Genomic DNA, 23,184 nt, shown 5'->3' on the forward strand with positions numbered 1-23,184 from the left:
CGAAAACATAACTAACCACAATTCCTTATACCTATTGTTTCATGAGTTTCCCCATAAAAGATTCATTATTTGCTGTAAGAATTTTATAAACATAATAGCCTTTTTTAAGCGAAGTCACATCATATTTAAAGCTATTCTCAGTTTCTAACAAAGATTCAGTTTTACGATCTATCAATCTTCCATTCATATCATATATGTGTAGTTCAATTGAACTTGTAGATTCTGGCAACTTAAAGTAGGCAGTTGTACTAGCCGGATTAGGATACACCATAACCTGTGCAATAGCATCGTAATTTTGGTTCACCGACAACGTTGAAAATTGACCGATTTTTAAATCATTAATACTTATTGAAAATGGAATAGTTGTGGAATAATCACTTATAACTGAAAAAACAATAGTTTTAATGTCTGAATAAGAGAATGGAACTCCTGATCTATTTTCAAATTCATTTATTCTTATCGTATGAGTAGTAGTAGTATTTCCCTGATTAGCCGGAATGGTAAAGGTATACCTGTCAGTCCAGGCGATATCTGCATTTGGAACCAGAACAATTTCTACATCTTGGTCATTGCTTAAATCAAATTGAATGGTGTCATAATTTGTTATATCCAGACTTTGATCACCAGGTAATAGGTGTCTAAAAAGGTTGATATTACCCTTTACATTACCAGTTACAATAGGATTACGTTCCACATGATAAACGTTTGGTAAAACCGATGTATTACCCGCATTAATATCAAACTGTGATACAGTTGCATAGGTGTCTAGATAGTCCAGTCCCCATGGTCCATCAGCTAGATATAGAGTGTCGGGCTGTGAAGATCCTGTATTGATAGAAAATCCAATATCAAATAATCCACCAGTTGGAATTATTATATCTTCTTGATAAGCGCCTGAAAGATTAATGGACTGCGTGATGTTTTGTCTTCCAGATTGTTCTGTTACAGACAAATTCCCAGAAAAATTCATATTAAGGACACCAGTTTTATTTGTAATAGTAAGGTGTAGCGCTCCATTTTTATAGTAACCAGAATTTACGAACACCTCTGGCACTTTAGCTGTAATGGTAGTATTAACTACAGATTGAGATTGGTTAAAGTTGCTTAGGATACCATTAGTAATTGCAAAAACCTGTGAAAAAGAACTTCCCCATACTTGAAAATTGTAATAATCTCCTGTAGGATACTGGCCTATTTCCCACAAACTATAGAGTTCATTTTGGGCACCGTCGTGTTTAATGGAAAAACCCAATGCGTACTCTACCTCACCATTGGCTCGAGTTATTTTTGAACTTATCATGGGATACCCATTTACGGTTACTACACGTACGTCGTCCAGTGAGGAATTATTTAATCGGTCGCAAATAACTTTGGAATGATCGTATATAGATCCTGTTGTACTAGTTGCTAGAACAGCCGCTACGCGATTACTTTGTTCATAATAATCTACTGATAAAACTTCATTTGCATTGGTAATTCCTATAAGGTCTTGCGGTGTAGATACTTGTGCCACTTCAGTTCCATACATTCCTGTATTAGGAATGTAAGTATCTAGAGTCGTTTGAGTTCCGCCGTTTTTTGAAATATATGAAGTAAAACTCTCTTGATTTTTCTTATTTGATTGATGGTTATCTTTAGATCGTTTAAAATTTCTAACTGCAACTAGGCTAGCTAGCTTACCATCACTTTCTAAACCACCTGTATTTCCCGATGTTACAGTTGCCGATTTGCTTACATCGGCATAATTTGTTGTTCTCAATGCAGTGTATGGATTTGCAGAAATATAAAATACAGCATCATTAAAATCATTATCGCACGAGCCGTAATCTCTTCTTACATCTTCAAATCCTAAAATGATTCTTTCGTTTTCGGCATCTTGTAGCAAGACATTATGATGCTGTAGTTCGGGTAGGGCTTCTGGGTTAAAGTCTGGGTTTGAGTGTACAGCCCAAAGTGGATTACCTATAGAAGATGTAGAACTATTCCATGCATTTGCTAAAAGAACCCATCCAATTCCCGTTCCTGCAGGAAAAGTTCCTATTTTAACTTTATCACCAGCTAATAATCCGCCACCACTGTATAGTGCAGATACGTTAGGAAAAATAATCGTTATGTCTGATGGAGTAGGAGCTGTAACTGGAGGATTATTAACATCATAGGTGTAAAAACCTAAAACATTCTTATAACCTGCACCTTCACTTACGAAGGTTACCCAAACGTCTGCTAGACTATCAATAATAAGATCGGTATCGTATCCAGCTGTTATATAGTGAGGATTGTAGATGGGAACAGGATAACCTTCTGGCAAAGAATAACCCACCATATCCATAGTGTCGCTACCTACCACATCACCTGGGTTTTCTAAATATAAAGGTGTACCCATGGAATCATAGGCTCCTAGATATTGATAACCTTGAGCCCATATTAACTGAGATACGAATAACAAAAGGAGTAGTATTTTCTTCATCTTGACTTTGTTTATATGTGTCAAAATTAGAATTATAAACGACCTTGTTAGGTGTATTTTCGCTAGACAGGCGTTAAGTGTAGTTGAATGGTTTGATCAGTAAGATTACTGGATTCTTTTATAGGTGGTTAACACGCTTTCGCGAAAGCGTAATATATCACATCTACTACAATAAATTTAATCGTTTCATTAAGATAGGGCGATTGGACCTGCTTACTGGAACGATGTCCTTTTTAATCAACACACAATTGTCTTCAATATCAATGATCTTTTGAACGTTGATGATGTAAGAACGGTGTACCTTAAGAAAGGTATGATCAGGTAATTTCTCCTCAATTTTCTTTAATGTGCTGTGTACGATATAGTTTTTTGTTTCAGTTTTAATCATTATGTAATCGCCTTTGGCTTCAACTAAATAAATAGAAGGCATATCAATTTTAATGAGTCTTCTGTCAATGTTTACATATAGAATATCATCTTCGTTAAGGCTTACATCGGCTTTTTGATTTTCAACTTTTTTAGACTTAAACTGTGTAACGGCTTTTTGAACAGCTTTATTAAACTTATTAAGGTCAATGGGTTTAATTAGATAGCCTACAATACACTCATATTCAAAAGCTTCAATAGCAAAATTAGAATCTGACGTGGTGAGTATTACATTAGGTGGATTTTTAATGGTTTGAATAAAATCCATACCATTAAAATTAGGCATGTGAATATCTAGAAAGATTAAATCAACAGTGTGTTGATTAAGGTATTTCATGGCGTCGATAGCATTTGAAAACTGCTCGATAATTTGTAAACCTTTTATATCACTACAGTAATTTTCAATGATTAATCTTGCCGTAGCTTCATCATCTATGATAATACATTTCATTTTGCTGGCTATTCTAGTGTTTTTAAGTAGGTAGACATGCTGTTAAGAATAGCTTCAAACTCTTTATGCAAGTCGTAGTTACCTTCTCTTATTTCATCCTCATATTTAACGGCTGTTTGATAACCGTTTTCTAGCCCTAAGATACTTATTTTATGTTTGAGTTTGTGAACAGCCTCTGCAGTTTTGGTTTGTTTTTTTTCATTAAAGGCTTCATGATAGACCTTTACCTCATTGGGAAATTCCAATTTGATGACCTTGATTAATTTTTCTTCAAATACTTTATCGCCTCGACAAAGTGCATCTATATAGGAGCGGTTGGGTTGTTCTGTCATGTTTTAGGTAATGTAAAAAAGAATGTGGTTCCTATTCCTGGCTCAGATTCTATCCAAATTTGTCCGTTATAATACTCAATAATTTTATTTACTATTGAAAGGCCTATTCCTGAAGAACCTTTTTTATTCTCGAGCTTTTCAAAGGTTTTGAATATTTTTTGATGGTATTTTTTATCGATTCCTATACCGTTATCTTTTATGTAAAACATACCTTTTTCACTATTGTTGTAACCTATTTCAATATAACCTTGTTCTTTGTCATTATAGGTTATAGCATTGGTAATCAGGTTTTGGAATAGTTGTCGTACTCTGTAAGTATCACCTTTAATAACGGGTAATTCATTAACTACAAGTTTTATATTTTCGGGAACAACTATGGAATTTATGATTTCAGAAATTATCTTGTTAGGATGGACATCATAAAAATCGGAATTGTGTTTATCGATACTAGAATATTGTAGAATACCATCAATAAGGTTATCCATTTTGAGAACATTTTCCCTTACTGTATCAAGATGTTGTTGCCCAGTAGCATCTAGTGAGTTTTTATAATCTTCTTGAAGCCAGGAAGATAATGTGTCAATACTGCGTAAAGGGGATTTTAAGTCATGGGAAACCATATGAGCATAATCACTTAACTCTTGATTTCTGGCTTCTAAATTATTTAATAAATTTTGTTGTTCTTCAAATGCTGTACTCGCACGCAAGCTAGTTGTAAACTTGTCAATTACCGGTTTTAATTGTACTAATTCCTTTTGATTTAAATTATTTTTTTTGGTGTACAGAAATAAAAACCCAATAGTTTTTAAATTATAAACAGCAACATGACCTTCTTTTAAAGAAATCGGAGATAGTTGATTTAAAATCTCATGTTTTTCAACATCGAGCAGTATGTATTCATTATCAATTATAGACAAGGGCAGTTCTGATCCTTTGATTCTTAAACTTGTTCCTTTTGGTAAAGAATAAACAGTTTCAAAATAATTTTCTTTTTCTTTAAGTACCCAAGCTGCATTCAAATTTTGGCGCTTGAGCAGCAATTTTATAAATGACTCACAATTATCTTTAAAATCCAAAGATTTCCCAATAGCCATTGCGTATTCATATAACTGTAAAACCTCAAGTATGTGATTTTGTATTTGCATTATTCAAATAATCCTACTACAACTGTTTTATTATAGAATTCAAGAAATCCTTCACCGTATGACGATATTTCACCCAACGTGAGTGCCCCACTTATTGAAATATGTGGATATTTTTCTTTTAGTGTTCCTGTTATTGAGCGAAGTTCTTTATCAAAATCTGTTTCTAGAAACAGTACCCTAGAAATACAGTCAATTATTATTGCCTTTCTCGGTTTGCTAGCGTGTAACAGACTTTCTTGAGCAGCTTGTTCAGCTGCTTTTATTAGTGAGTTGTTGTCTCCGTTCAAAATATCAACCAGTGCGTTGTCCTCTAATTCGGCGATACAAATTATCTCTCCTTTCTCATTAGTCATTAATGGATCTCTTACAATGCACTCACCATCGTTTTTAACAATGCCAAAAGGGTAGCCCTTTGCAATATCAAAAAAGTTATCATCACTGAATTTTTTGTTAGAGTGCTTTTCTACAACAGTTTTATAGATTTCAAAAGGGTTTTGCCAGTTTATCTCTTGAATGACATCACCATCTGCTTTGGTAACGATATAAGGGCCGTCAACTTTACTCCATCCATGTTTTACTCCAATATGGGATGACATTTTAACAATACTATAGACCGCTGCGTCTTCAAAAAATCCTTCATTAGTAAATACACATGGTTTTTGTTGAAGTGACAAACTGCCTGCGCCACCGCCAAAATAATTCGTTTGCATTCCATAATTTTCATACAATTTACTCATGTAATGAGAAATATTTGAAGTCAAACCGTCAACGTAGGTGATTATACTGTAGGAACCATCTTGAAATTCAAATTTTGGAATAGTGTAATTGGTTGAACTTAATTCTTTTATCAAACAAATCTTTTCTAAATTTTGTAAGGTGTTGATTACTATACCTTTTTCAATAACCTGATTGTTATGAATGACTTTTGGAAAAATCCCACCCATAAAAGTGACTCCAATCTCATTGAGATCATCAACTAATGCTGGAATATCCAATTCTGTATGTTCTGCAACTGCAATTAAAGCACCGTGAGCACCTACGTGATCTTTAATATCCAGAGCAATATCTTTGCTAGTGTTAGACGTGATTAACATAGTTATTTCTTTAAGGTAAAATAAAAAGTGGTTCCTTGATTAGGAGTACTATCTAGCCATACTTCGCCACCATGTAAATTGACTATTTTTTTTACAATTGAAAGACCAATTCCTGACGAGTCTTTTGAGTGATGAAGGGCATGAAAAATTTTAAAGATTTTTTGATGATATTGCTCTTCAATTCCTATCCCATTATCCTCAATCGCAAACTCGTAATAACTACCTTGATCTTTACAGTTAAGGGTAATAGTACCAAGATCTTTATCATTGTATTTAATGGCATTAGCAATTAAATTTTGGAATAATTGCTGTAGTTTAATTTTATCACCATTTATAATAGGGAATTTATTATTTATCTTGATTTGAATATGATCTGGAACGTAGATCATTTCGATTACCTCGCTTATTAAGCTTTCCAGATTCACTTTTTTAAAAGCTTCTACGTTTTTGTCTAAAACGCTATACTCGAGAATTCCACTAATTAATGATTCCATTTTTTCTAGAGTAGACTCAATCAACTCAATATTTTGAATGCTGGAATCATTTAAAATACCTTTATTGTCTTCTCTTAACCAAGAAACCAATGCGTTAATACTACGCAATGGTGATTTTAAGTCATGAGAAACTATATGAGCATATTCTTTTAACTCATTATTACTTTTTTCTAGACTTTTAACTAGATCTTCCTTTTGTAATTGAAGGTTCTTAAAATCTGTAATATCAAGATGAATTCTTATTGATCCTAATTGATTTCCTTTTACATCAACGTTTTTAATACCACTGGATAACCAATATTTAGTTTCTTGATTCTTGTTTTTAATTTTTAGTTCATAAGTATAAGATCCGTCATCAAAAAGTTCTGTTTCATCGGGATTAAAAATTTTCTTTTCTGCATCAATTAAAAGAAAGTCTTTTCCATTTCTTCCGATAAGCTCTTCTTCTTGATAGCCAGTCATTTCAATGAATCTCCTATTTACTAGTTGAATTTCGTCGTTTGAGTTTACTTCAACTAGACCGATATTCATATTATCAATGATAGACCTATACTTTATTCTTTCAGCCTCAACAGCCTTTTGATAGGCCGCATCTAACGTAATATCTCGTACTATACCTTGTGCTGCAACAGGTTTACCTTCTTCGTTTTTGATAATACTAGCATTGATATGGACTAACCTAGTTTTTCCCGATTTAGTGTGGATGTGAATTTGAAAATTAGTAATAGAACCTTTGGTGATTAATTTGTTAAAGCCATTAGCAACATGGTCAAGATCATTGTCTTTTACTAACTCTAATAAACTAAATTCTTTTTCTTCATTATTCTGTTCCAATAACTCTATCGCAGAATCATTCATTTTAAGGACCTTACCTTGTAGGTCCATAATAACATAAGCATCTACTATGTTTTCAAAAACGCCTTGTAACTGCGAGTTTTTTTCATAAATAAGCTTTTCAAGCTGTTGGTTACTACTCTTAAGTTCTTGAGTTAACTTATATAAATCTGCAGACTTTTCTTCTAGAATTTTTTCAGCTTGTTTACGGGCCATTTTTTCTCTAGATAAAGCCCTTTTTAATATGTCTATTTCGTTTTTTGACATTTAAGCATAGCTTATATCAAATCTTACTTCAGTTCCTAATTCATTGAGTTTATAGAACTCAATATTTACAGGAGTTTTAAACAGCTTGAATGTTTCTGTCATCAATCCTTTACAAAGCATATAGAGAGCCTTATCTGATTTGTAAATTATCTTCATTGAATCAGAATTTTTCTCTTGTATTTCAAAAGTAGGTAGTTGAGCTTCGGGATATATTTTTTTTACTTCAACATGAATGTGATTTTCGATAGAGGCTACGAGATCCATGGGGTCTTTATAGTGCTCTACGATATTGGGATGCATATTGATTAAGGCAGCAAACAAATGTTCTGCATAAACAAGTAGCAAATCATCTACAGAAATATTAGTGTTTTTACTTAAATGGGTAATGAGTTGTAACATTTCTGAAAACTCATAGGTCCCAACCGAGGTATATATACCTTGAGATTCCAATTCAGATTCATTGATAATGGTATCAACCATCGAGAGTCCGAATTTTTCTTCTACTAGTTCTAAAAATTCTGTGAATATGATTCCTTTCATTCTTATAAGGTGATTAGTTCATTTATACTCCAGTAAGATAAGAGTTTTTCCATTTTAAAAACGTAATCTTCATATTTTAAAGGTTTAAGAACATATCCTGCCACACCTATTTTATAACATTCCAATAGGTCACGATGATTACCCGATGTTGTAAGAACAATTACAGGAATGTAGCGCAATCTGTCATCGTTCTTTAACTTTTCTAAAAACTCAATACCATTAATTTTTGGCATATTTAGGTCTAATAAAATAATATCTGGTAAACTATCTTTTTTATTTAGAATATCTAAAGCTTCTTCACCATTACTGGCTTCTATGAGTTGATGTTTTATTTCTTGAGAGTTAATAACACGATTGACCTTCATCACTTCAATAGTATCATCTTCTAAAAGTAAAATTTTAAGGGAACGACCTTTCATAACGGTAAAATTGTGCAGCAAATTAGCATGTATGCTCAAAATCTCAGCTCTATTATCGATGACTACACTTTTAAGTGTCGACGGATGGCAGTTAAGTGTCGACGAATGGTTTTTCTCTTTGTGTAATGCATTAAGTCACCTTTTGTCTTTTACTAAATAGTACAGACGTAACGAGTTATAAACTAATTACATAAAGTATTGTAAAGCAAAAAAGCCACTCAGTAAACTGAATGGCTTTTCAAGTTGTGGGCCCACCTGGGCTCGAACCAGGGACTTTCTGATTATGAGTCAGATACTCTAACCAACTGAGTTATAGGCCCGAAAGAAGTTGTTTTATTTCTTTCTTCCTTTAAAAGGACTGCAAATTTAATCTATTTGTCGGTTGTAGCAAATTATTCTGTTATTTCTTGACATAATTCTACTAGAACACCATTACTGTCTTTTGGATGCACAAACGCAATAAGCTTATTATCAGCACCTTTCTTAGGTTCTGCATTTAAAATAGTGAACCCTTCTTTTTTAAGCCTTTCTAGTTCTTCATAGATGTTTTCAACAGCAAAAGCCACATGATGTATTCCTTCTCCTCGTTTTGCAATGTATTTTGAAATAGCGCTGTCTTCATGCGTAGCGGCCAAAAGCTCAATTTTATTCTCACCGCTCATGAAAAAGCTAGTCATAACGTGCTCACTAGCTACTTCTTCTTGTTTATAAGGTGTTCTCCCTAATAACTTGGTATAGGTTTCGTTTGCTTTATCGAGATCCTTCACGGCTATACCTAAATGTTCAATTTTACCTAGCATAAAAGTTTTTTTCAAAAATACTACATAAGTATTATTGACAATTTTTAAGCTGTTCAATAGTCCCTTCTTTTCCCCATCTAGGTGCATAACCATCTGGAGTTTCTTTTTCAAATAACTCAAGTGCGGTATCAAGTTGACTGCAGTAAGGTGTTATGTCTTTACCAAAAAACTTGGCACTACCTATTAACCATTGTGCCCTGCTAGTCACTACTCGTGGATTATTAGGTGTTAACTTCATAGCTTTCTCATAGATCGCTGTTACTTTAGGTGATAACTTCATACCATAAGTGCTACTATCCATGGTTATATAAGCAGTATAAAGTAGTGCTTGTAAAACCATGACCTCTGTATTATCTGGAGAAATTAATAAGGCATTATCAATTTGTTCTTGCGCTTTTTTCAAGTACAGTGCAGTTTGATCTTTTGGGTTTTGTCCCCAAGAACTATTTAAATAGCAAAATGCAGCATAATATGTTGGCAACCAATTTTCTTTTTCTACTCTCGCGATTTGTTCAAATTGTGGTGCGGCTTCAATCAAGTCTGTTTTCATCGAGGTGAATGCTTTGTTCATGGCTTTTTCATAAGGTGATTGAGCAATGACTTGTTGACTGATACATATTACTAGTAGTAAATAAAGAGTTTTCATAATGTTTTGTTTTTAAATATGATACAAGTTTATGTGTGAGTTCGCTTTCGCGAAAGCGTAATAAACCCAACTGTTATTTAACAGTACTGAGTTGTTGCTCTTATAAATTATCCAATTGATTATCGTTACCACCTATCGTCCAGAAAAATCCAAGGAAAATAAACCTATCCGCAGCTTGCCCTATAGTTCTACGGTCAAATTGCGCATTTGAGTTTTGTGTATTACTATATTGATAACCAAATACATTATCACGACCTAAAACGTTGCTTACAGATAGATATAAGATTTTTTGATCATCGATGAGGTAAGCCCAGCTCATATCTAAAGATTGAAATGATTTTGCCTTGCTGTTTTGAAATCCACTACTGTTGGGATCGGTATAAGGCCTACCACTTGCTAGATTGTAAGTAAGACCTAATTGAGACTTCCAATCTTCTAACCAATATTTAGTTACGATACTTAAATTATGATCGGTAGCAAAATTGGGAGTTGCCTGTTCAGGAAAGTTTCTAAATTGTCTTTCAGTATCTAAATAACTATAACTTACCCAGTATTCAAGGTTTTTCAAGCTTTTGTCATCTCTCCAAAATACGTCTAACCCTTGCGCATATCCATCACCAGTTGTATTAAATGAACTATTGATCTCTGGCATGCTTGTATCGTATCGTAATAACTGGTTATAGTTTTTTCGATATGCCTCAATACGTAGCATGCGGCCATTTTTCTTATATAAATAATTAGCTATAAAATGGGTTGCTCTTTGATTATCTAGCCTAGACTCATATTGCAAAGCTTGATCTGTTTGCGGTTGGTAAAAATCACCATAAGCTAGAGAGACCTGACTGTGATCAGTTAAACTGAGTGCTGCGCTCAATCTAGGTGAGATATTAACTTTTTGTAGGTGGTCATAATAATCGGCACGTACGCCTATCTTAAAGGCCAGGCTTTTATTGGCAAATATTTCAGATTCAGCATAGGCAGCAGTATTGGAAAAGGTGATCCCTGATTTAAAGCTTTCATTTGTTAATGCAACGTCTTGATTGGTGTTAATAGAGAACTGCTCTATACCGTAACTCATATTAAAATAATTGCTATACCGTTTATTTGTTTTTACTTTTAAATGGGTAGCATTTTGCTGTGTTCTAATTCTAGTTTCTGATATCTTTAATTGGTTGCGGTCATGGGATAAACTTGCTCCTGATTCTAATGACCACTCGTTACCTAATTCGACTTCGTAATTTAAATTACCATAAAGATTGTGGTTATTAAGTCCAAAGAAAATTCCATCTGGTAAATTAATGTCTTCTTGAATGAGACTAAAATCGGAATAGGAATAGGCTCCATAGGCTTTGAACAGGCCTTTGTTAGTTTTTTTACGATACACAGCTTCACCTGCGAGAGATTGATATGGGTCTTCAAATTGATTGTTTTGAGGGATGAGCTCGTTGTAAGGGCCTAGATTAAAGTAGGATGCGTTTACAGTAATACTTTCGTTATTCCAAATTTCTGTTCTACTAGCTGATGCTCCTACGGTCATGACAGATAAATCTGTACGTTCCTCGAGCGGTAGATCGGTTGAGTTTAGAAGTAAAACTCCGCTCAGTGCATTCCCAAATTCCGCACTGTAACCACCAGTGGAAAAAGAAATGCCATCAAATAAGAAGGGAGAAAATCTACCACGAGTAGGAATGTTACCTGTAACGGGTAAGAAAGGTTGAAAAACTCTACTACCATCGATGAAAATTTGTGTTTCATCAGCCTGGCCACCTCTTATGAATAAGCGTCCGTCATCTGGATTTGCACTGGTTCCTGGAAGTGTTTGAAAAGCGCCTATAACATCTCCTAGCGCACCTGCAGTAGTAACAATGTCTAAGGGTTTTAAAGCGTTGGTTTTTGAATTATCTCCAGCACTAAAGCTGCCTGCACTAATCACAACCGTGTTAAGTGAATTCATGCTTTCGCGTAAGCGTACTTTGATTTCTTGCATTTGGCCTACGCTTGCATTATGCCTAAACTCATCATATCCTATAAAAGTAATTACCAGTGTATGAGCACCTGTTTGGGTAGTGGTAAAGTTAAATACTCCATCCATGTTTGTAGTCGTTCCATCATAGGTGCCTTCTAAATAAACATTGGCACCTAGAACTGGTGTGCCATCTGGTTCTACAACTGTTCCTGTAATGCTGGTTTGGGCTATTGATGATATACTTATAAAGAAAATGAGGTAATTAAGAATTTTCATGGTTTTCAGTTTTTATTCTCATACAAAAGTGTGATTACCTTATGTGTACAAAGAATTGAGTTACCTGAAATGTGAAATCACATACCTCAACTGTCATTTTCTATTTTAACTAGATGAAAGGGAAGATCTTTTCTAAACCTTTTTATCGGGAATGGCAAAACTTTATCTTTACCATATCCTTATTTAGTAGGATAATAGCTTTAATTATCCATTATAAAGAATTTGAAAAAGGAAGTTTAAAACAAATTAAATGAAGACAGCTTTAATTACCGGTGCCACTAGTGGAATAGGACTAGCAACCGCCATTACGCTAGCAGAAAATGGTTTTTCACTTGTTCTATGTGGACGTAACACCCAAAAGTTAAATGAACTAGAGAAGGAATTAGGAGATCTCGTTCCAGTTACAACATTAAGTTTTGACGTACGAGATCAGGTGGCTGTCAACAAGGCAATAGCTAGTTTGACAAACGAGCCATTTGATTTTATTGATATTTTAATCAATAACGCTGGTAACGCTCATGGTCTTGATGCGATTGATCAAGGTTCAACTGAAGATTGGGATGCCATGCTGGATATTAACGTAAAGGGATTGCTCTATGTAAGCAAGGCTATTATACCACAAATGAGAGACGCAGGTCGTGGTCATATAATAAACATAGGATCTACCGCTGGTAAAGAGGTTTATCCAAAAGGGAATGTTTACTGTGGTAGTAAACATGCGGTTGATGCAATTACAACAGGAATGAGATTGGATTTAAATCCTTACGGTATTAGAGTAGGAGCTGTGAACCCAGGATTAGTAGAAACAAATTTTAGCAAGGTGAGGTTTAAAGGAGATACTAATCGAGCCGATCAGGTCTATAAAGGTTACATGCCTTTACAACCAGAAGACGTGGCAGATGCTATTTTGTTTGCAATCACAAGACCACCACATGTAAATATTGCCGATCTTACCATGATGTGCACAGCGCAGGCCAGCAGTACCATAGTGAAAAAAGAAATATAGTTTTATGAACCCTACACACGGTTCTTTTACTGTTGAGGAGGCAAAACGCACCCTAGAACGATACTGTGCTTATCAGGAACGTTGTCACAAGGAAGTAGTTGAAAAGTTAAGAAAAATGAACATGATTCAACTCGCAATCGATGAGGTGGTTGGTCATTTGATAGAACACGACTTTTTGAATGAAACTAGGTTTGCAGGTGCTTTTGCCAGAGGCAAGTTCAGAATTAAAAGTTGGGGAAAACAACGAATTATCAGAGAGCTCAAAATGCGAGGTCTTAATGATAGAACCATAAAGGTTGGGCTCCAAGAGATTGAACCAGAGGATTATTACCATGTGTTTGATACGCTTTCGCGAAAGCGTAATAACCAACTTAAAGAGAAGGATAAGTATAAAAGACGTAAAAAACTTGCTGATTACCTACTTTACCGAGGATGGGAAAGTAATTTGGTATATGAGAAAATTCAAGAACTTATACCTTGATCCCTAATTTTTTATGAGTACGTACGATAGCTTGCTCGTTTTTATAATCTATCCATTCTTGACCTTTACGCCTGCGCATGAAGTTGTCATAGTGTCTCATGATAAGCAGATTATAAAGAGCTTTTCCTAGATTTTTAATTTTTCTAGGGTAACTGCGCAAGCTTATTGAAAACCCTGGTGTTAAATAGTGCATATAATGCCAGTAACCTTCTGGCATATATAACATTTCACCATGATTGAGCTCACATACATACCCTTGTGCTTGCTTAAGCGCTGGCCACTTATCAAAATCAGGATTTGTAAAATCGATATCTTCTCTAGAAATTAAAGAATGAGGAACTCTATATAAATACTTTGATTGATCAGGTGGTAGAATTATACAACGTTTTTTACCGTGAAAATGAAAGTGTAAAATGTTTGTAAAGTCTATATCAAAATGCATAAACACTTTTGAATCGGTCCCACCAAAGAACATCATGGGTAAACCTTTAATCAACTTTAAGCCAATGTCTGGAAATTTAAAGTCTTTTTGTAAGGCAGGTACTTCTTTAAGAATGTTATAAAGAAATATTCTGAAATTGGTAGGTTTTTCAAGTAACAGATCTATATAATCTGTCATTTTCATTTCTGCATGAGCTTGATTAAAACCTTCATCATGTCGTACAGGTCTGTCATCGTAAAGTGGCACAGTCTGATCGCCAGCCATTTTACGTATGTATTCTAGATTCCACTTTTCATATGCAGGCCAGTCCTCTGTAAGTTGTTCAATTACAACTGGTTTTTGAGGTTTTAAATAATACTTTATAAAATCTGCTTTACTAAGTGTTTTTACTCTCGGTATTTGTTCTAGATTAAGTCCCATAGCAACGGACAAAAGTAAGAAATAACATTGAATAAAAAGGACAGGCTAAATACCTTGAACGTTGCTTATAAATTGTTTTAATTTTCCTCGTGTGCTACGATCTAGAAATTCTTTTTTTGTGAAAATTACAGATAAACCAGGTTCTAAATATTCATCCATAGAGCGCTGAATTTTACTTTTCAATGAATCAGACAATTCGTTTTTACTCACATATTGGATCTCAAATTCACTAGGAGTTGTTTGAATTACAATAAATTCTAGAATATCAGAATCTGTATTAAAAATACTTTTTGTAACGTAGTAAAAGGTAAGGCCTGGCACAACCTTGCCGCTTGGTAACCTAGCTACGTCGCTTGTTCTACCTTGTAATTGTTTTAAAATTAACTTGCCACTAGAATGGGTTTCAATACTACCTATATCGCCTATTTCATAGCGTATCATAGGATGTGCCTTGTTATATAAATCGGTGATTAATATACGTCCAGTTTGACCTGGTAGAACTGATTTGTTGTTATCGTCAACTACTTCAATAAATAGATTGTTATTATTAAGTACAAACAGGTTGTTTGAATTCTCCATAGCAATCAATCCAACTTCACTAGCGCCATACTCATTAATAATAGGAATACCTAAACCCTTTTCTAGCGTTATTCGATCATCAGGAAACAACATTTCACTAGTAACAATACACGCTTTTAAAGTAGGGCATAGATTTTTTAATACCTGATTGTTATTGATACAATATTGTGCAAGTAATAAAATGCTACTCGTATAACCATTGATGTATTGAAAGGGAGATTTTTTGAATCTATCTATAAAATACTCAAGGACCTCTTCATTAAGATTGAAAATAGGAAATCGCTTGCGCTGGCTTACATAGTCTTTTAATAGTTCAATATACCTAGACTTGCCACTTAAAGGTATCCCATAAAACCTAGCTTGATAATCTTTATCTAGGTTTATATCATGTTCATTATAAGCATTAAAAAAAGCTGCCCAAGTGATGGCATGGGCATATTTGTCCTTGGCAAAATAAAAAGGATGACCACTGCTACCGCTAGTTTTTCCTTTAAATAGTTTTTTGTATCCTGGTGTTATTCTTTTTTCAAGCGGTTGTTGTAGATCTCTTTTAGTGAGAATAGGTAATGAATCCCATTCATTACTTTGAGTTATAGAAGAATAAAATGGATTATGTGTAATATGGTGCGCTACTATTGCTGCTTTTCTATCCTCAATTTCTTGAACTGTACTTTTTAATAATAGAGCATACTCTAGCTTAGCTTGTTCTATATCATATCCTTGTAAGCTTAAGGTTTTAGAGAATAAGGGTAACGGCAAAATATGATTTTTTAGAAACTGCGTTCTACTATTTCAAGAAAACGCTGTTCATACGGTTCCTTACCTGACCAATTGTTATAATCTGGTTTAACCATAGTATTAATAAATTGTAAGGCTTGATCATAACTAGGAATCGTATTCAATTGAGAGACCACACGATTAAAATCTTGATCACTACCACCAAATAAATGTTTAACAAATCCTAACCTATCGTTCATCCCTATTTTCATTCCAGCATTTAATCGCTCATTTAATGACTTGGGTTTATCTTCATTAGTGTCGTTGACCTTACGCTCAAATACTGGCATTTCTTTAAAGTCTGCAGTGATTTCTACAAAATCATTCTTCATGTATTTTTGAGTGTCTGGCAGCTCTATTTCTACTTCAGGAACTTCATCGGGCATTTCTTCTACCATTTTATGGATAGTTTTAATACCAGGTAAATCCATCTCTTCACGGGTGTCTTCATCAACAGGAACAAATAAATCACTTAAATCATTACTGGCAAATACATGATCTTCATTCTCATCGGCATAGTTATCAATAACAGCATCATCTTCAACTTCATTTTGTAGGTTAGCTGTAGAATCCTGATCATTAATATCAGCGGCTGTATTTTCTTCAACAATATTTTCACTATTACTAGACAGGTTTACAGTCTCATCATCTGTAGCAACACTATCTGTAGTTGAGGCAGCTTTGATTTTTTCAGAAGAATCATTACCAGATAAAGAACCAGCATCTAAATTCTCTTGTACAAATGCTAGTACACTTAATTTTTCATACAATTCTCTCGCTTCACCTTTAAGCTGGAGCACATCTTCTTTATTCTTCATTTGTAAAATGCGGTGCGCAATACTTGTAAGTTGTGCTACTATTTTCTTTTCCATGCTATCGTCTGCCTGTAGTTTATTTGTATTTTTGGGCATGAGCAAGTATCTTGACAAGCTCACTTTTTTAACGCCTGTAAATTACAAAATGTTTCTAGAAAATACGGTAAATCATAAAGAACAGTTTGGCTGGATTGAAGTCATTTGTGGCTCAATGTTTTCTGGAAAAACAGAAGAGCTTATTAGAAGACTTAAAAGGGCTCAATTTGCTAAACAGAAAGTAGAAATTTTTAAACCGGCAGTTGATGTACGCTATGATGAAGAAATGGTCGTTTCACATGATGCCAATGAAATTCAAAGCACACCGGTTCCTGCTGCCGCAAATATTCCTTTACTAGCTATGAATTGCGATGTGGTAGGGATCGATGAAGCGCAATTCTTTGATAACGAGATTGTAAAAGTATGCAATGATTTAGCTAATAGTGGTATAAGAGTTATCGTTGCAGGATTAGACATGGATTTCAAAGGCAATCCATTTGGTCCCATGCCAGCTCTTATGGCAACCGCCGAATACGTGACTAAAGTACACGCAGTTTGTACTCGCACGGGTAATCTTGCTCAATACAGTTATCGTAAAACTGCCGATGATGACGTAGTCCTTTTAGGGGAACATCAAGAATATGAGCCTTTAAGTCGCGCAGCTTATTATAAAGCAATGCTCGAGGATAAAGTAAAACGCATACCGGTCAAAGATCCAGAATCAATCTCCTCAAAATCAACCAATGATTCATAGAGGAACAAGACTTGTTGTAAACCTTGCTGCACTTGAGCACAACTACAAGTTCTTACGTAGTAAAATAAGTGACAGCACCTTGTTTATGGCTGTTGTAAAAGCACAAGCCTATGGTCACGGTCTAGTCCCAGTGGCTCAAAAATTACAAGAATGTGGTGTGGATTATTTTGCTGTTGCCTATGTTGACGAGGCAGTTGAATTGCGCAACAACGGAATCACAACACCTATTTTAGTATTACACGCACAGCAACACAACCTACCAGATTGTATAGATAGGTGCATAGAACCTGTGATTTACAGTAAGGAAATGTTGGAGGATTTTTACGCTTTCGCGAAAGCGAAACACCAGACCAACTATCCTGTTCACCTAGAATTCAATACGGGTTTAAATCGTATAGGAATTGATGGTGAGGAACTTGACGCTATTCTAGAAATGCTTGATAAGCAGGATCACTTAAAGGTTAAAGGATTGATGTCTCATCTAGCAGCTAGTGAAGATTTAGAGGAAATTACCTTCACTCAAAAGCAAATAGATACATTTACTGAATTAGCTAAAAAGGCTGAATCGGTATTGGGGTATGATTGTGTAAAACATCAATGTAATACTAGTGGCATATTAAATTTTCCAAATGCCCATTTTGACATGGTGCGATCTGGAATAGGTTTGTATGGTTACGGTAACGATAAGAAGTATCAAGACAATTTTAAACCTGTAGGAACCCTTAAATCGGTGGTCTCACAGGTGCGGTCTATTAAAAAAGGCGAGAGTATAAGTTATAATAGATCCCACCATGCTTCAAAGGACATGACATACGCCGTAATACCTCTAGGTCACGGTGATGGTATGAAAAGAGTTTACGGCTATGGTGGCGCTTTTGTCTACATAAATGGAAAGCCAGCACGCACTCTAGGTATAATTTGTATGGACATGTTCATGGTAGATGTAACGGATATTCCTTGTAAACGAGGTGATGAGGTTATTATCTATGATAATGAACACAATGCCCAAGAAATGGCCGAAGAAGTAGGTATTATTTCTTACGAATTAATAACAGGTATTCAGGCACGTGTTCCAAGAGTCTATATTGAGGAAGGTGTTTAAACGATAAATATTGTATTTTATCGATAAAATGTAACATCGGTTACTTTTTTTTCTTAAAAAAACCTTAATTCTAAGACTAATGCTAATTTTGCGGTAGTTAACCTTAAAAATATAAAACAATGCTTAAAGAGTTTAGAGATTTTATTATGACAGGTAATGTCATAGATCTTGCAGTAGCGGTAATTTTAGCTGGTGCAATGGGACTAGTAATCAATGGTTTCGTAAGTGATATTATGATGCCAGTTGTAGGTCACTTTGCTGGTGGTCAAGATTTTTCAGAGTTCAAAGTAGTTCTTGCAGATGCTGTTGTAGCAGCCGATGGAACTGTTGAAAAACCAGAAAACGCTATCCTTTATGGAAAGTGGATCAACGCTATCATTAATTTGATCACTGTAGGTTTTGTTCTATTCCTAATCGTAAAAGCTTATAACAAAACTAAAAAGCCGAAAGAAGAGGCTCCAGCTGCTCCAGCAGGTCCTACGCAAGAAGAATTACTTGCTGAAATACGTGATGTATTAAAGTCAAAGAACTAGATTCTTTAATCGTAAAATAGGAAAGCCGCTATCTAAACAGATAGCGGCTTTTTTATTTGGTTTTACTCTAGATGTTAAGATAATAAACGCACTACATCTTTTGCAAAGTAACTTGCGATTAAATCTGCACCTGCTCTTTTAATTGCGGTAACTTGTTCCATCATAACAGCATCATGATCTAACCAGCCTTGTGCGGCAGCCGCTTTGAGCATTGAATATTCACCACTCACTTGATAGACACTTATAGGTACTTCGATTTCATTTTTTAGGTCACGCACGATATCTAAATAGCACAAACCTGGTTTAACCATAACGATATCTGCTCCTTCATCAATATCCATTAGTGTTTCTCTAATCGCTTCGGTTCTGTTAGCTGGATCCATTTGATAGGTTTTTTTATCACCAAAACCAGGAGCACTATCAAGAGCATCTCTAAAAGGACCATAAAACGCACTAGCATATTTTGCAGAATAGCTCATTATACCTGTGTTTTTATAACCTTCTTCTTCCAGTGCTTCACGCAAATAGAGAATACGACCATCCATCATGTCGCTAGGAGCAACCATATTGGCACCAGCTGCGGCATGTGAAATAGCCATTTGAGCAAGAACATCACAGGTCTCATCATTTATCACGTACTGATCCTTTACAATACCATCATGCCCGTAACTAGAATAAGGATCAAGAGCTACATCTGTCATTACGTACATATCAGGAACAGCGTTTTTAACGGTTTTGATAGCTCGCTGCATTAATCCATCTTTATTTATGGCCTCGGTACCTTTATTGTCTTTGAGATTGTCGGGTACTTTTACAAAAAGAAGTACCGATTTTAATCCCATTTCCCATAAAGATTTTACTTCATGTTCTAGTAAATCAAGACTATAACGGTAATAATCTGGCATTGATGCAATTTCTTCTTTAACACCGCTACCTTCTACAACGAAAAGAGGAACGATAAAATCGTTAGGTGAAATGAGAGTCTCGCGAACTAAGGATCGTACTGCATGATTAAAGCGTAATCTCCTGTTTCTTCTTAATGGGTACATACAAAACGTTTAAAGTCATTGCAAAGATAGGCTAGATAATTACAGCTGTAAAGTCATTTAGAATTCATTAAAAGATTGAATGGTCTGTGGATTTTGCAAGGTGAAACCTTCTAATTAAACGTTTACAAACGCAAATAAACGAAAGCAATCATTTAAAATACTTATAGCTTTTGGTTATCATCTCATATTTGCATCGTCAACAGTTCACAAGGTTACTGCAATGACAACAAGATTTTTTTTAAACCATACAAACTAATTTATTATGAGTAATTTATCAAACAAAGTACAACTTATCGGAAACCTAGGTCAAGATCCAGAAATCATTAACTTAGAAAGTGGTTCGCAAATCGCAAAATTCTCTTTGGCAACTACAGATCGCTACACTAACAAAATAGGCGAGAAAGTAACTGATACACAATGGCATCGCATTGTAGCTTATAACGGAACTGCCAAAATTATTAATGAATACGTAAAAAAAGGAAATCGAATAGGAATAGAAGGTAAGCTGACTACTCGTGCTTGGGAAGACAAAGACGGTATTAAACGATATACAACTGAGGTTGTTTGTAACGAGGTATTGCTTTTAGGAAGTAAGAACTAGTCGTTATATGGAGCACCGTCAGGGAATGAGGTGTTTTCAAAAGGTCTTACTTTTTCAGTAAGGCCTTTTCTTTATTTACATAATTAAAAACCCCATACTATTAAAAGTAATTGCATGGGGTTTTAAAATAATTATGTTCAAGTTTTACTTGGCTACCTTGGCAGCTGCTTTTGCTTGTTCATTTCGGTCGATCTTGTGACCAGGACGAGACCATTTAGGCTTTTCACCTAAATCTTTATATTGTGAATATTGAGCCTCAACTGTTTCAGGTTGTGCTTTTTTTACAAAAGGTTTCATAGGTTGTAATCCTAGCATTTCAAACATTTTCATGTCTTCATTCACATCTGGATTAGGCGTGGTTAACAGTTTATCACCAGCAAAAATTGAATTAGCACCAGCAAAGAAACACATAGCCTGTCCTTCACGGCTCATACTTGTTCTACCAGCACTCAATCTTACTTGTGTTTGTGGCATAACTATACGAGTAGTAGCAACCATTCTAATCATTTCCCAGATAGAAACAGGTTCCTGCTCTTCAAGAGGTGTTCCTTCAACAGCTACAAGGGCATTGATAGGTACACTTTCTGGTTGCGGACTTAACGTTGCAAGTGCTACAAGCATTCCTGCTCGATCTTCTATGGATTCACCCATTCCTATAATTCCACCACTACAAACAGTTACGTTAGTTTTACGCACGTTATCAATAGTGTCCAGTCGATCTTGGTAGCCTCTTGTACTTATTACCTCTTCATAATATTCTTCACTACTATCAAGATTGTGGTTATAGGCATACAATCCAGCTTCAGCAAGACGTTTGGCCTGATTTTCCGTAATCATTCCTAGAGTACAACATACTTCCATATCTAGTTTATTGATGGTGCGCACCATCTCTAGAACTTGATCAAATTCTGGTCCATCCTTAACATTACGCCATGCAGCTCCCATACAAACTCGAGAACTTCCTCCAGATTTTGCACGTAAGGCTTGTGCCTTTACTTGCTGCACACTCATAAGGTCGTTTCCTTCAATGTCAGTGTGGTATCTTGCTGCTTGTGGACAATATCCACAATCTTCAGGGCAACCACCTGTTTTGATGGATAGTAATGTAGATACTTGTACTTGATTAGGGTTGTGATGTTGCCTATGAACACTTGCTGCTTCATAAAGCAACTCCATCATAGGTTTGTTATATATTTCTAGAATCTCTTCCTTAGTCCAATTATGTTTCATGGTCTTCATTTATCAAGGGTAAAAATACACTTTATCAGTTGAACAGCCTTGACAGGCTTGTTTACTTTAGTTTTTCAATTAATAAACTTACTGCATTACCACCAAAACCAGTTGCATTTACCAGAATTTTTTGTGCAGTATTAATCTTATGATTGTTCAAGTATGGTGGTGATACAATACATTGCTTTTCTAGCATTTCAATTGCCATACACACGCTTAATGCACCGCTTGCTCCTAGCGAATGTCCAACTTGCCATTTATTGTTACACAGTATCGGAGTCGTGCTGCCAAAGAGTTTTTTAATAGCATTAAGTTCTGCACGGTCACCTTTTATCGTACCAGGAGCATGTGTGATCACTGCGTCGATATCACTTAATGGAGTTTTTCCTATAGCCTGCTTCATTGATTCTTGCAAACATGTGCCTGTATCTGATACGGATGTAGCGCTGGTTAAGGGCTCTATAGCAGTACCATATCCAGTGATTGCAATGTTAGTATTCTCTTGCTTTTTTGAAAGTAGTAATAGGGCAGCAGCTTCACCTAAAATCATACTATTTTCTTTTTTATCAACGTCCAGTGCTTTACATGGATATTCATCATTAATAGCTTCACTATAGATGCGCAAAGCTTTCATTTGTGCTATGGTGAACTCCGTTAATGGAGCCTCGCTACCACCAGCAATAACTTGTTGTGCCATTCCGCTTTCTAACCATGCGATACCATTGACAATAGCATGCGATGCGGTAGCGCAGGTAATACTGTGTGACATTGCCATTCCCTTAAGATCTAAATCCTGTGCCACCCAACTAGAAATATTACCCAATGTAGTAAGTGGTGAGGTAGGAGTAGGAACAGTTCCGCTTTCGCGAAAGCGAGAATAAAAATTCTCCCATAGTCCTGTAGCGCCACGACTACTGCCTATATTCACAGCAGTTTGTGTATTATTAACTCCTAAATCCTGCGCGCAGAGTAATGCTAATTGAACACTACGATCTAAATTCTTGTAAGAAGAATGAGTTTCTAGAAGGCTTTGTAACCGCTCCTCATCTTTAGGATTAATACGGCTTACCAATGCGTTATTCTCTACAGTAAATTGAGCGTGTTGCGGTTGTATAGTAAAACTATCAACTGCAGTAATAAATGCAGATTTCTGTATGAAAATGGGTGATTTCAACAATGTAAATTTGTTTAAGGGCAAAAAT

At 35.2% G+C, this 23,184-nt stretch carries 23 protein-coding genes and 1 tRNA gene; 6 read left to right on the forward strand and 18 right to left on the reverse strand.

Annotation, left to right across the window (positions count from 1 at the left end):
• Positions 1 to 31: 31 nt before the first annotated feature.
• The 12 genes from HCN53_RS09560 to HCN53_RS09615 form a co-directional block, all read right to left on the reverse strand.
• The gene (locus HCN53_RS09560; RefSeq protein WP_167342810.1) at positions 32 to 2,467 is read right to left on the reverse strand and encodes a DUF4114 domain-containing protein; all 2,436 of its coding nucleotides are present in this window, start codon (positions 2,465 to 2,467) and stop codon (positions 32 to 34) included.
• A gap of 166 nt (positions 2,468 to 2,633) precedes the next feature.
• On the reverse strand, positions 2,634 to 3,344 hold the full coding sequence (locus tag HCN53_RS09565; RefSeq protein WP_167342811.1) for a LytR/AlgR family response regulator transcription factor: 711 nt from the start codon (positions 3,342 to 3,344) through the stop codon (positions 2,634 to 2,636).
• Between the two features lie 8 nt (positions 3,345 to 3,352).
• Positions 3,353 to 3,676: a hypothetical protein gene (locus tag HCN53_RS09570; protein ID WP_042276627.1), complete on the reverse strand. Its 324-nt coding sequence runs from the start codon at positions 3,674 to 3,676 to the stop codon at positions 3,353 to 3,355.
• Positions 3,673 to 4,821 (reverse strand): sensor histidine kinase, encoded by a 1,149-nt coding sequence (locus HCN53_RS09575; RefSeq protein ID WP_240919347.1) that lies wholly within the window; start codon positions 4,819 to 4,821, stop codon positions 3,673 to 3,675. The genes HCN53_RS09570 and HCN53_RS09575 overlap by 4 nt, the downstream gene beginning before the upstream one ends.
• The gene (locus HCN53_RS09580) at positions 4,821 to 5,915 is read right to left on the reverse strand and encodes an FIST signal transduction protein (RefSeq protein WP_167342812.1); all 1,095 of its coding nucleotides are present in this window, start codon (positions 5,913 to 5,915) and stop codon (positions 4,821 to 4,823) included. The genes HCN53_RS09575 and HCN53_RS09580 overlap by 1 nt, the downstream gene beginning before the upstream one ends.
• 2 nt (positions 5,916 to 5,917) lie before the next feature.
• Positions 5,918 to 7,510 (reverse strand): PAS domain-containing sensor histidine kinase, encoded by a 1,593-nt coding sequence (locus HCN53_RS09585; RefSeq protein ID WP_167342813.1) that lies wholly within the window; start codon positions 7,508 to 7,510, stop codon positions 5,918 to 5,920.
• A complete protein-coding gene (locus HCN53_RS09590) occupies positions 7,511 to 8,050 on the reverse strand; it encodes a heme NO-binding domain-containing protein (RefSeq protein ID WP_042276621.1) in 540 nt (179 codons plus the stop codon).
• 2 nt (positions 8,051 to 8,052) lie between these two features.
• Positions 8,053 to 8,469, reverse strand: coding sequence for a response regulator (locus HCN53_RS09595; protein ID WP_042276618.1), 417 nt, complete (start codon positions 8,467 to 8,469; stop codon positions 8,053 to 8,055).
• A gap of 246 nt (positions 8,470 to 8,715) precedes the next feature.
• Positions 8,716 to 8,789 (reverse strand) — tRNA-Ile (locus tag HCN53_RS09600).
• 72 nt (positions 8,790 to 8,861) lie between these two features.
• Positions 8,862 to 9,269, reverse strand: a complete 408-nt coding sequence (gene mce / locus HCN53_RS09605) for a methylmalonyl-CoA epimerase (RefSeq protein WP_167342814.1) — start codon at positions 9,267 to 9,269, stop codon at positions 8,862 to 8,864.
• Between the two features lie 31 nt (positions 9,270 to 9,300).
• The gene (locus HCN53_RS09610; RefSeq protein WP_167342815.1) at positions 9,301 to 9,915 is read right to left on the reverse strand and encodes a tetratricopeptide repeat protein; all 615 of its coding nucleotides are present in this window, start codon (positions 9,913 to 9,915) and stop codon (positions 9,301 to 9,303) included.
• Between the two features lie 100 nt (positions 9,916 to 10,015).
• Positions 10,016 to 12,157, reverse strand: a complete 2,142-nt coding sequence (locus HCN53_RS09615; RefSeq protein ID WP_167342816.1) for a TonB-dependent receptor — start codon at positions 12,155 to 12,157, stop codon at positions 10,016 to 10,018.
• 250 nt (positions 12,158 to 12,407) lie between these two features.
• On the opposite strand from HCN53_RS09615, the gene HCN53_RS09620 reads away from it, so the two are divergent.
• Both HCN53_RS09620 and HCN53_RS09625 read left to right on the forward strand, forming a co-directional pair.
• A complete protein-coding gene (locus HCN53_RS09620; RefSeq protein ID WP_042276612.1) occupies positions 12,408 to 13,163 on the forward strand; it encodes an SDR family NAD(P)-dependent oxidoreductase in 756 nt (251 codons plus the stop codon).
• A 4-nt stretch (positions 13,164 to 13,167) separates the two neighbouring features.
• Complete coding sequence (locus HCN53_RS09625) at positions 13,168 to 13,644, forward strand: regulatory protein RecX (protein WP_085775486.1); 477 nt, start codon at positions 13,168 to 13,170, stop codon at positions 13,642 to 13,644.
• Here the strand turns inward: HCN53_RS09625 and HCN53_RS09630 are convergent.
• The 3 genes from HCN53_RS09630 to HCN53_RS09640 are packed head-to-tail and all read right to left on the reverse strand — an operon-like array spanning position 13,634 to position 16,773.
• Positions 13,634 to 14,506 (reverse strand): cupin-like domain-containing protein, encoded by an 873-nt coding sequence (locus HCN53_RS09630; protein WP_042276609.1) that lies wholly within the window; start codon positions 14,504 to 14,506, stop codon positions 13,634 to 13,636. The two genes, HCN53_RS09625 and HCN53_RS09630, sit on opposite strands and share 11 nt — an antisense overlap.
• 45 nt (positions 14,507 to 14,551) lie before the next feature.
• Positions 14,552 to 15,844 (reverse strand): phenylacetate--CoA ligase family protein, encoded by a 1,293-nt coding sequence (locus HCN53_RS09635; RefSeq protein WP_167342817.1) that lies wholly within the window; start codon positions 15,842 to 15,844, stop codon positions 14,552 to 14,554.
• 11 nt (positions 15,845 to 15,855) lie between these two features.
• Complete coding sequence (locus tag HCN53_RS09640; RefSeq protein ID WP_240919348.1) at positions 15,856 to 16,773, reverse strand: hypothetical protein; 918 nt, start codon at positions 16,771 to 16,773, stop codon at positions 15,856 to 15,858.
• A 49-nt stretch (positions 16,774 to 16,822) separates the two neighbouring features.
• Here HCN53_RS09640 and HCN53_RS09645 point away from each other — a divergent pair, with 49 nt between their 5' ends.
• The 3 genes from HCN53_RS09645 (at position 16,823) to mscL (ending at position 19,102) form a co-directional block, all read left to right on the forward strand.
• Positions 16,823 to 17,467, forward strand: coding sequence for a thymidine kinase (locus HCN53_RS09645; RefSeq protein ID WP_060525037.1), 645 nt, complete (start codon positions 16,823 to 16,825; stop codon positions 17,465 to 17,467).
• Positions 17,457 to 18,569, forward strand: coding sequence for an alanine racemase (gene alr / locus HCN53_RS09650; protein ID WP_167342818.1), 1,113 nt, complete (start codon positions 17,457 to 17,459; stop codon positions 18,567 to 18,569). Before HCN53_RS09645 ends, alr begins: the two co-directional genes overlap by 11 nt.
• A 119-nt stretch (positions 18,570 to 18,688) precedes the next feature.
• Positions 18,689 to 19,102, forward strand: coding sequence for a large conductance mechanosensitive channel protein MscL (gene mscL / locus HCN53_RS09655; protein WP_042276603.1), 414 nt, complete (start codon positions 18,689 to 18,691; stop codon positions 19,100 to 19,102).
• 74 nt (positions 19,103 to 19,176) lie between these two features.
• Here mscL and hemB read toward each other — a convergent pair whose 3' ends face one another.
• The gene (gene hemB / locus HCN53_RS09660) at positions 19,177 to 20,151 is read right to left on the reverse strand and encodes a porphobilinogen synthase (RefSeq protein ID WP_167342819.1); all 975 of its coding nucleotides are present in this window, start codon (positions 20,149 to 20,151) and stop codon (positions 19,177 to 19,179) included.
• Between the two features lie 262 nt (positions 20,152 to 20,413).
• Between hemB and HCN53_RS09665 the strand changes: the two genes are divergently transcribed.
• A complete protein-coding gene (locus HCN53_RS09665; RefSeq protein ID WP_042276599.1) occupies positions 20,414 to 20,752 on the forward strand; it encodes a single-stranded DNA-binding protein in 339 nt (112 codons plus the stop codon).
• Between the two features lie 144 nt (positions 20,753 to 20,896).
• On the opposite strand, the gene bioB is transcribed toward HCN53_RS09665, so the two are convergent.
• Complete coding sequence (gene bioB, locus HCN53_RS09670) at positions 20,897 to 21,991, reverse strand: biotin synthase BioB (RefSeq protein WP_060523437.1); 1,095 nt, start codon at positions 21,989 to 21,991, stop codon at positions 20,897 to 20,899.
• A 52-nt stretch (positions 21,992 to 22,043) separates the two neighbouring features.
• Entirely contained in the window at positions 22,044 to 23,156 is a 1,113-nt protein-coding gene (locus HCN53_RS09675) for a beta-ketoacyl synthase N-terminal-like domain-containing protein (RefSeq protein WP_167342820.1), read from the reverse strand.
• Positions 23,157 to 23,184 lie beyond the last annotated feature (28 nt).

The sequence above is a fragment of the Nonlabens sp. SY33080 genome (assembly GCF_011784885.1).
In the GTDB taxonomy this organism is placed as follows: domain Bacteria; phylum Bacteroidota; class Bacteroidia; order Flavobacteriales; family Flavobacteriaceae; genus Nonlabens; species Nonlabens tegetincola.

Excerpts from the sequence above, each read along its gene's own strand:
- HCN53_RS09560 (WP_167342810.1), bottom strand. The coding sequence starts at position 2,467 with ATGAAGAAAATACTACTCCTTTTGTTATTCGTATCTCAGTTAATATGG.
- HCN53_RS09565 (WP_167342811.1), bottom strand. The coding sequence starts at position 3,344 with ATGAAATGTATTATCATAGATGATGAAGCTACGGCAAGATTAATCATT.
- HCN53_RS09570 (WP_042276627.1), bottom strand. The coding sequence starts at position 3,676 with ATGACAGAACAACCCAACCGCTCCTATATAGATGCACTTTGTCGAGGC.
- HCN53_RS09575 (WP_240919347.1), bottom strand. The coding sequence starts at position 4,821 with ATGCAAATACAAAATCACATACTTGAGGTTTTACAGTTATATGAATAC.
- HCN53_RS09580 (WP_167342812.1), bottom strand. The coding sequence starts at position 5,915 with ATGTTAATCACGTCTAACACTAGCAAAGATATTGCTCTGGATATTAAA.
- HCN53_RS09585 (WP_167342813.1), bottom strand. The coding sequence starts at position 7,510 with ATGTCAAAAAACGAAATAGACATATTAAAAAGGGCTTTATCTAGAGAA.
- HCN53_RS09590 (WP_042276621.1), bottom strand. The coding sequence starts at position 8,050 with ATGAAAGGAATCATATTCACAGAATTTTTAGAACTAGTAGAAGAAAAA.
- HCN53_RS09595 (WP_042276618.1), bottom strand. The coding sequence starts at position 8,469 with ATGAAAGGTCGTTCCCTTAAAATTTTACTTTTAGAAGATGATACTATT.
- mce (WP_167342814.1), bottom strand. The coding sequence starts at position 9,269 with ATGCTAGGTAAAATTGAACATTTAGGTATAGCCGTGAAGGATCTCGAT.
- HCN53_RS09610 (WP_167342815.1), bottom strand. The coding sequence starts at position 9,915 with ATGAAAACTCTTTATTTACTACTAGTAATATGTATCAGTCAACAAGTC.
- HCN53_RS09615 (WP_167342816.1), bottom strand. The coding sequence starts at position 12,157 with ATGAAAATTCTTAATTACCTCATTTTCTTTATAAGTATATCATCAATA.
- HCN53_RS09620 (WP_042276612.1), top strand. The coding sequence starts at position 12,408 with ATGAAGACAGCTTTAATTACCGGTGCCACTAGTGGAATAGGACTAGCA.
- HCN53_RS09625 (WP_085775486.1), top strand. The coding sequence starts at position 13,168 with ATGAACCCTACACACGGTTCTTTTACTGTTGAGGAGGCAAAACGCACC.
- HCN53_RS09630 (WP_042276609.1), bottom strand. The coding sequence starts at position 14,506 with ATGGGACTTAATCTAGAACAAATACCGAGAGTAAAAACACTTAGTAAA.
- HCN53_RS09640 (WP_240919348.1), bottom strand. The coding sequence starts at position 16,773 with ATGCCCAAAAATACAAATAAACTACAGGCAGACGATAGCATGGAAAAG.
- HCN53_RS09645 (WP_060525037.1), top strand. The coding sequence starts at position 16,823 with ATGTTTCTAGAAAATACGGTAAATCATAAAGAACAGTTTGGCTGGATT.
- alr (WP_167342818.1), top strand. The coding sequence starts at position 17,457 with ATGATTCATAGAGGAACAAGACTTGTTGTAAACCTTGCTGCACTTGAG.
- mscL (WP_042276603.1), top strand. The coding sequence starts at position 18,689 with ATGCTTAAAGAGTTTAGAGATTTTATTATGACAGGTAATGTCATAGAT.
- hemB (WP_167342819.1), bottom strand. The coding sequence starts at position 20,151 with ATGTACCCATTAAGAAGAAACAGGAGATTACGCTTTAATCATGCAGTA.
- HCN53_RS09665 (WP_042276599.1), top strand. The coding sequence starts at position 20,414 with ATGAGTAATTTATCAAACAAAGTACAACTTATCGGAAACCTAGGTCAA.
- bioB (WP_060523437.1), bottom strand. The coding sequence starts at position 21,991 with ATGAAGACCATGAAACATAATTGGACTAAGGAAGAGATTCTAGAAATA.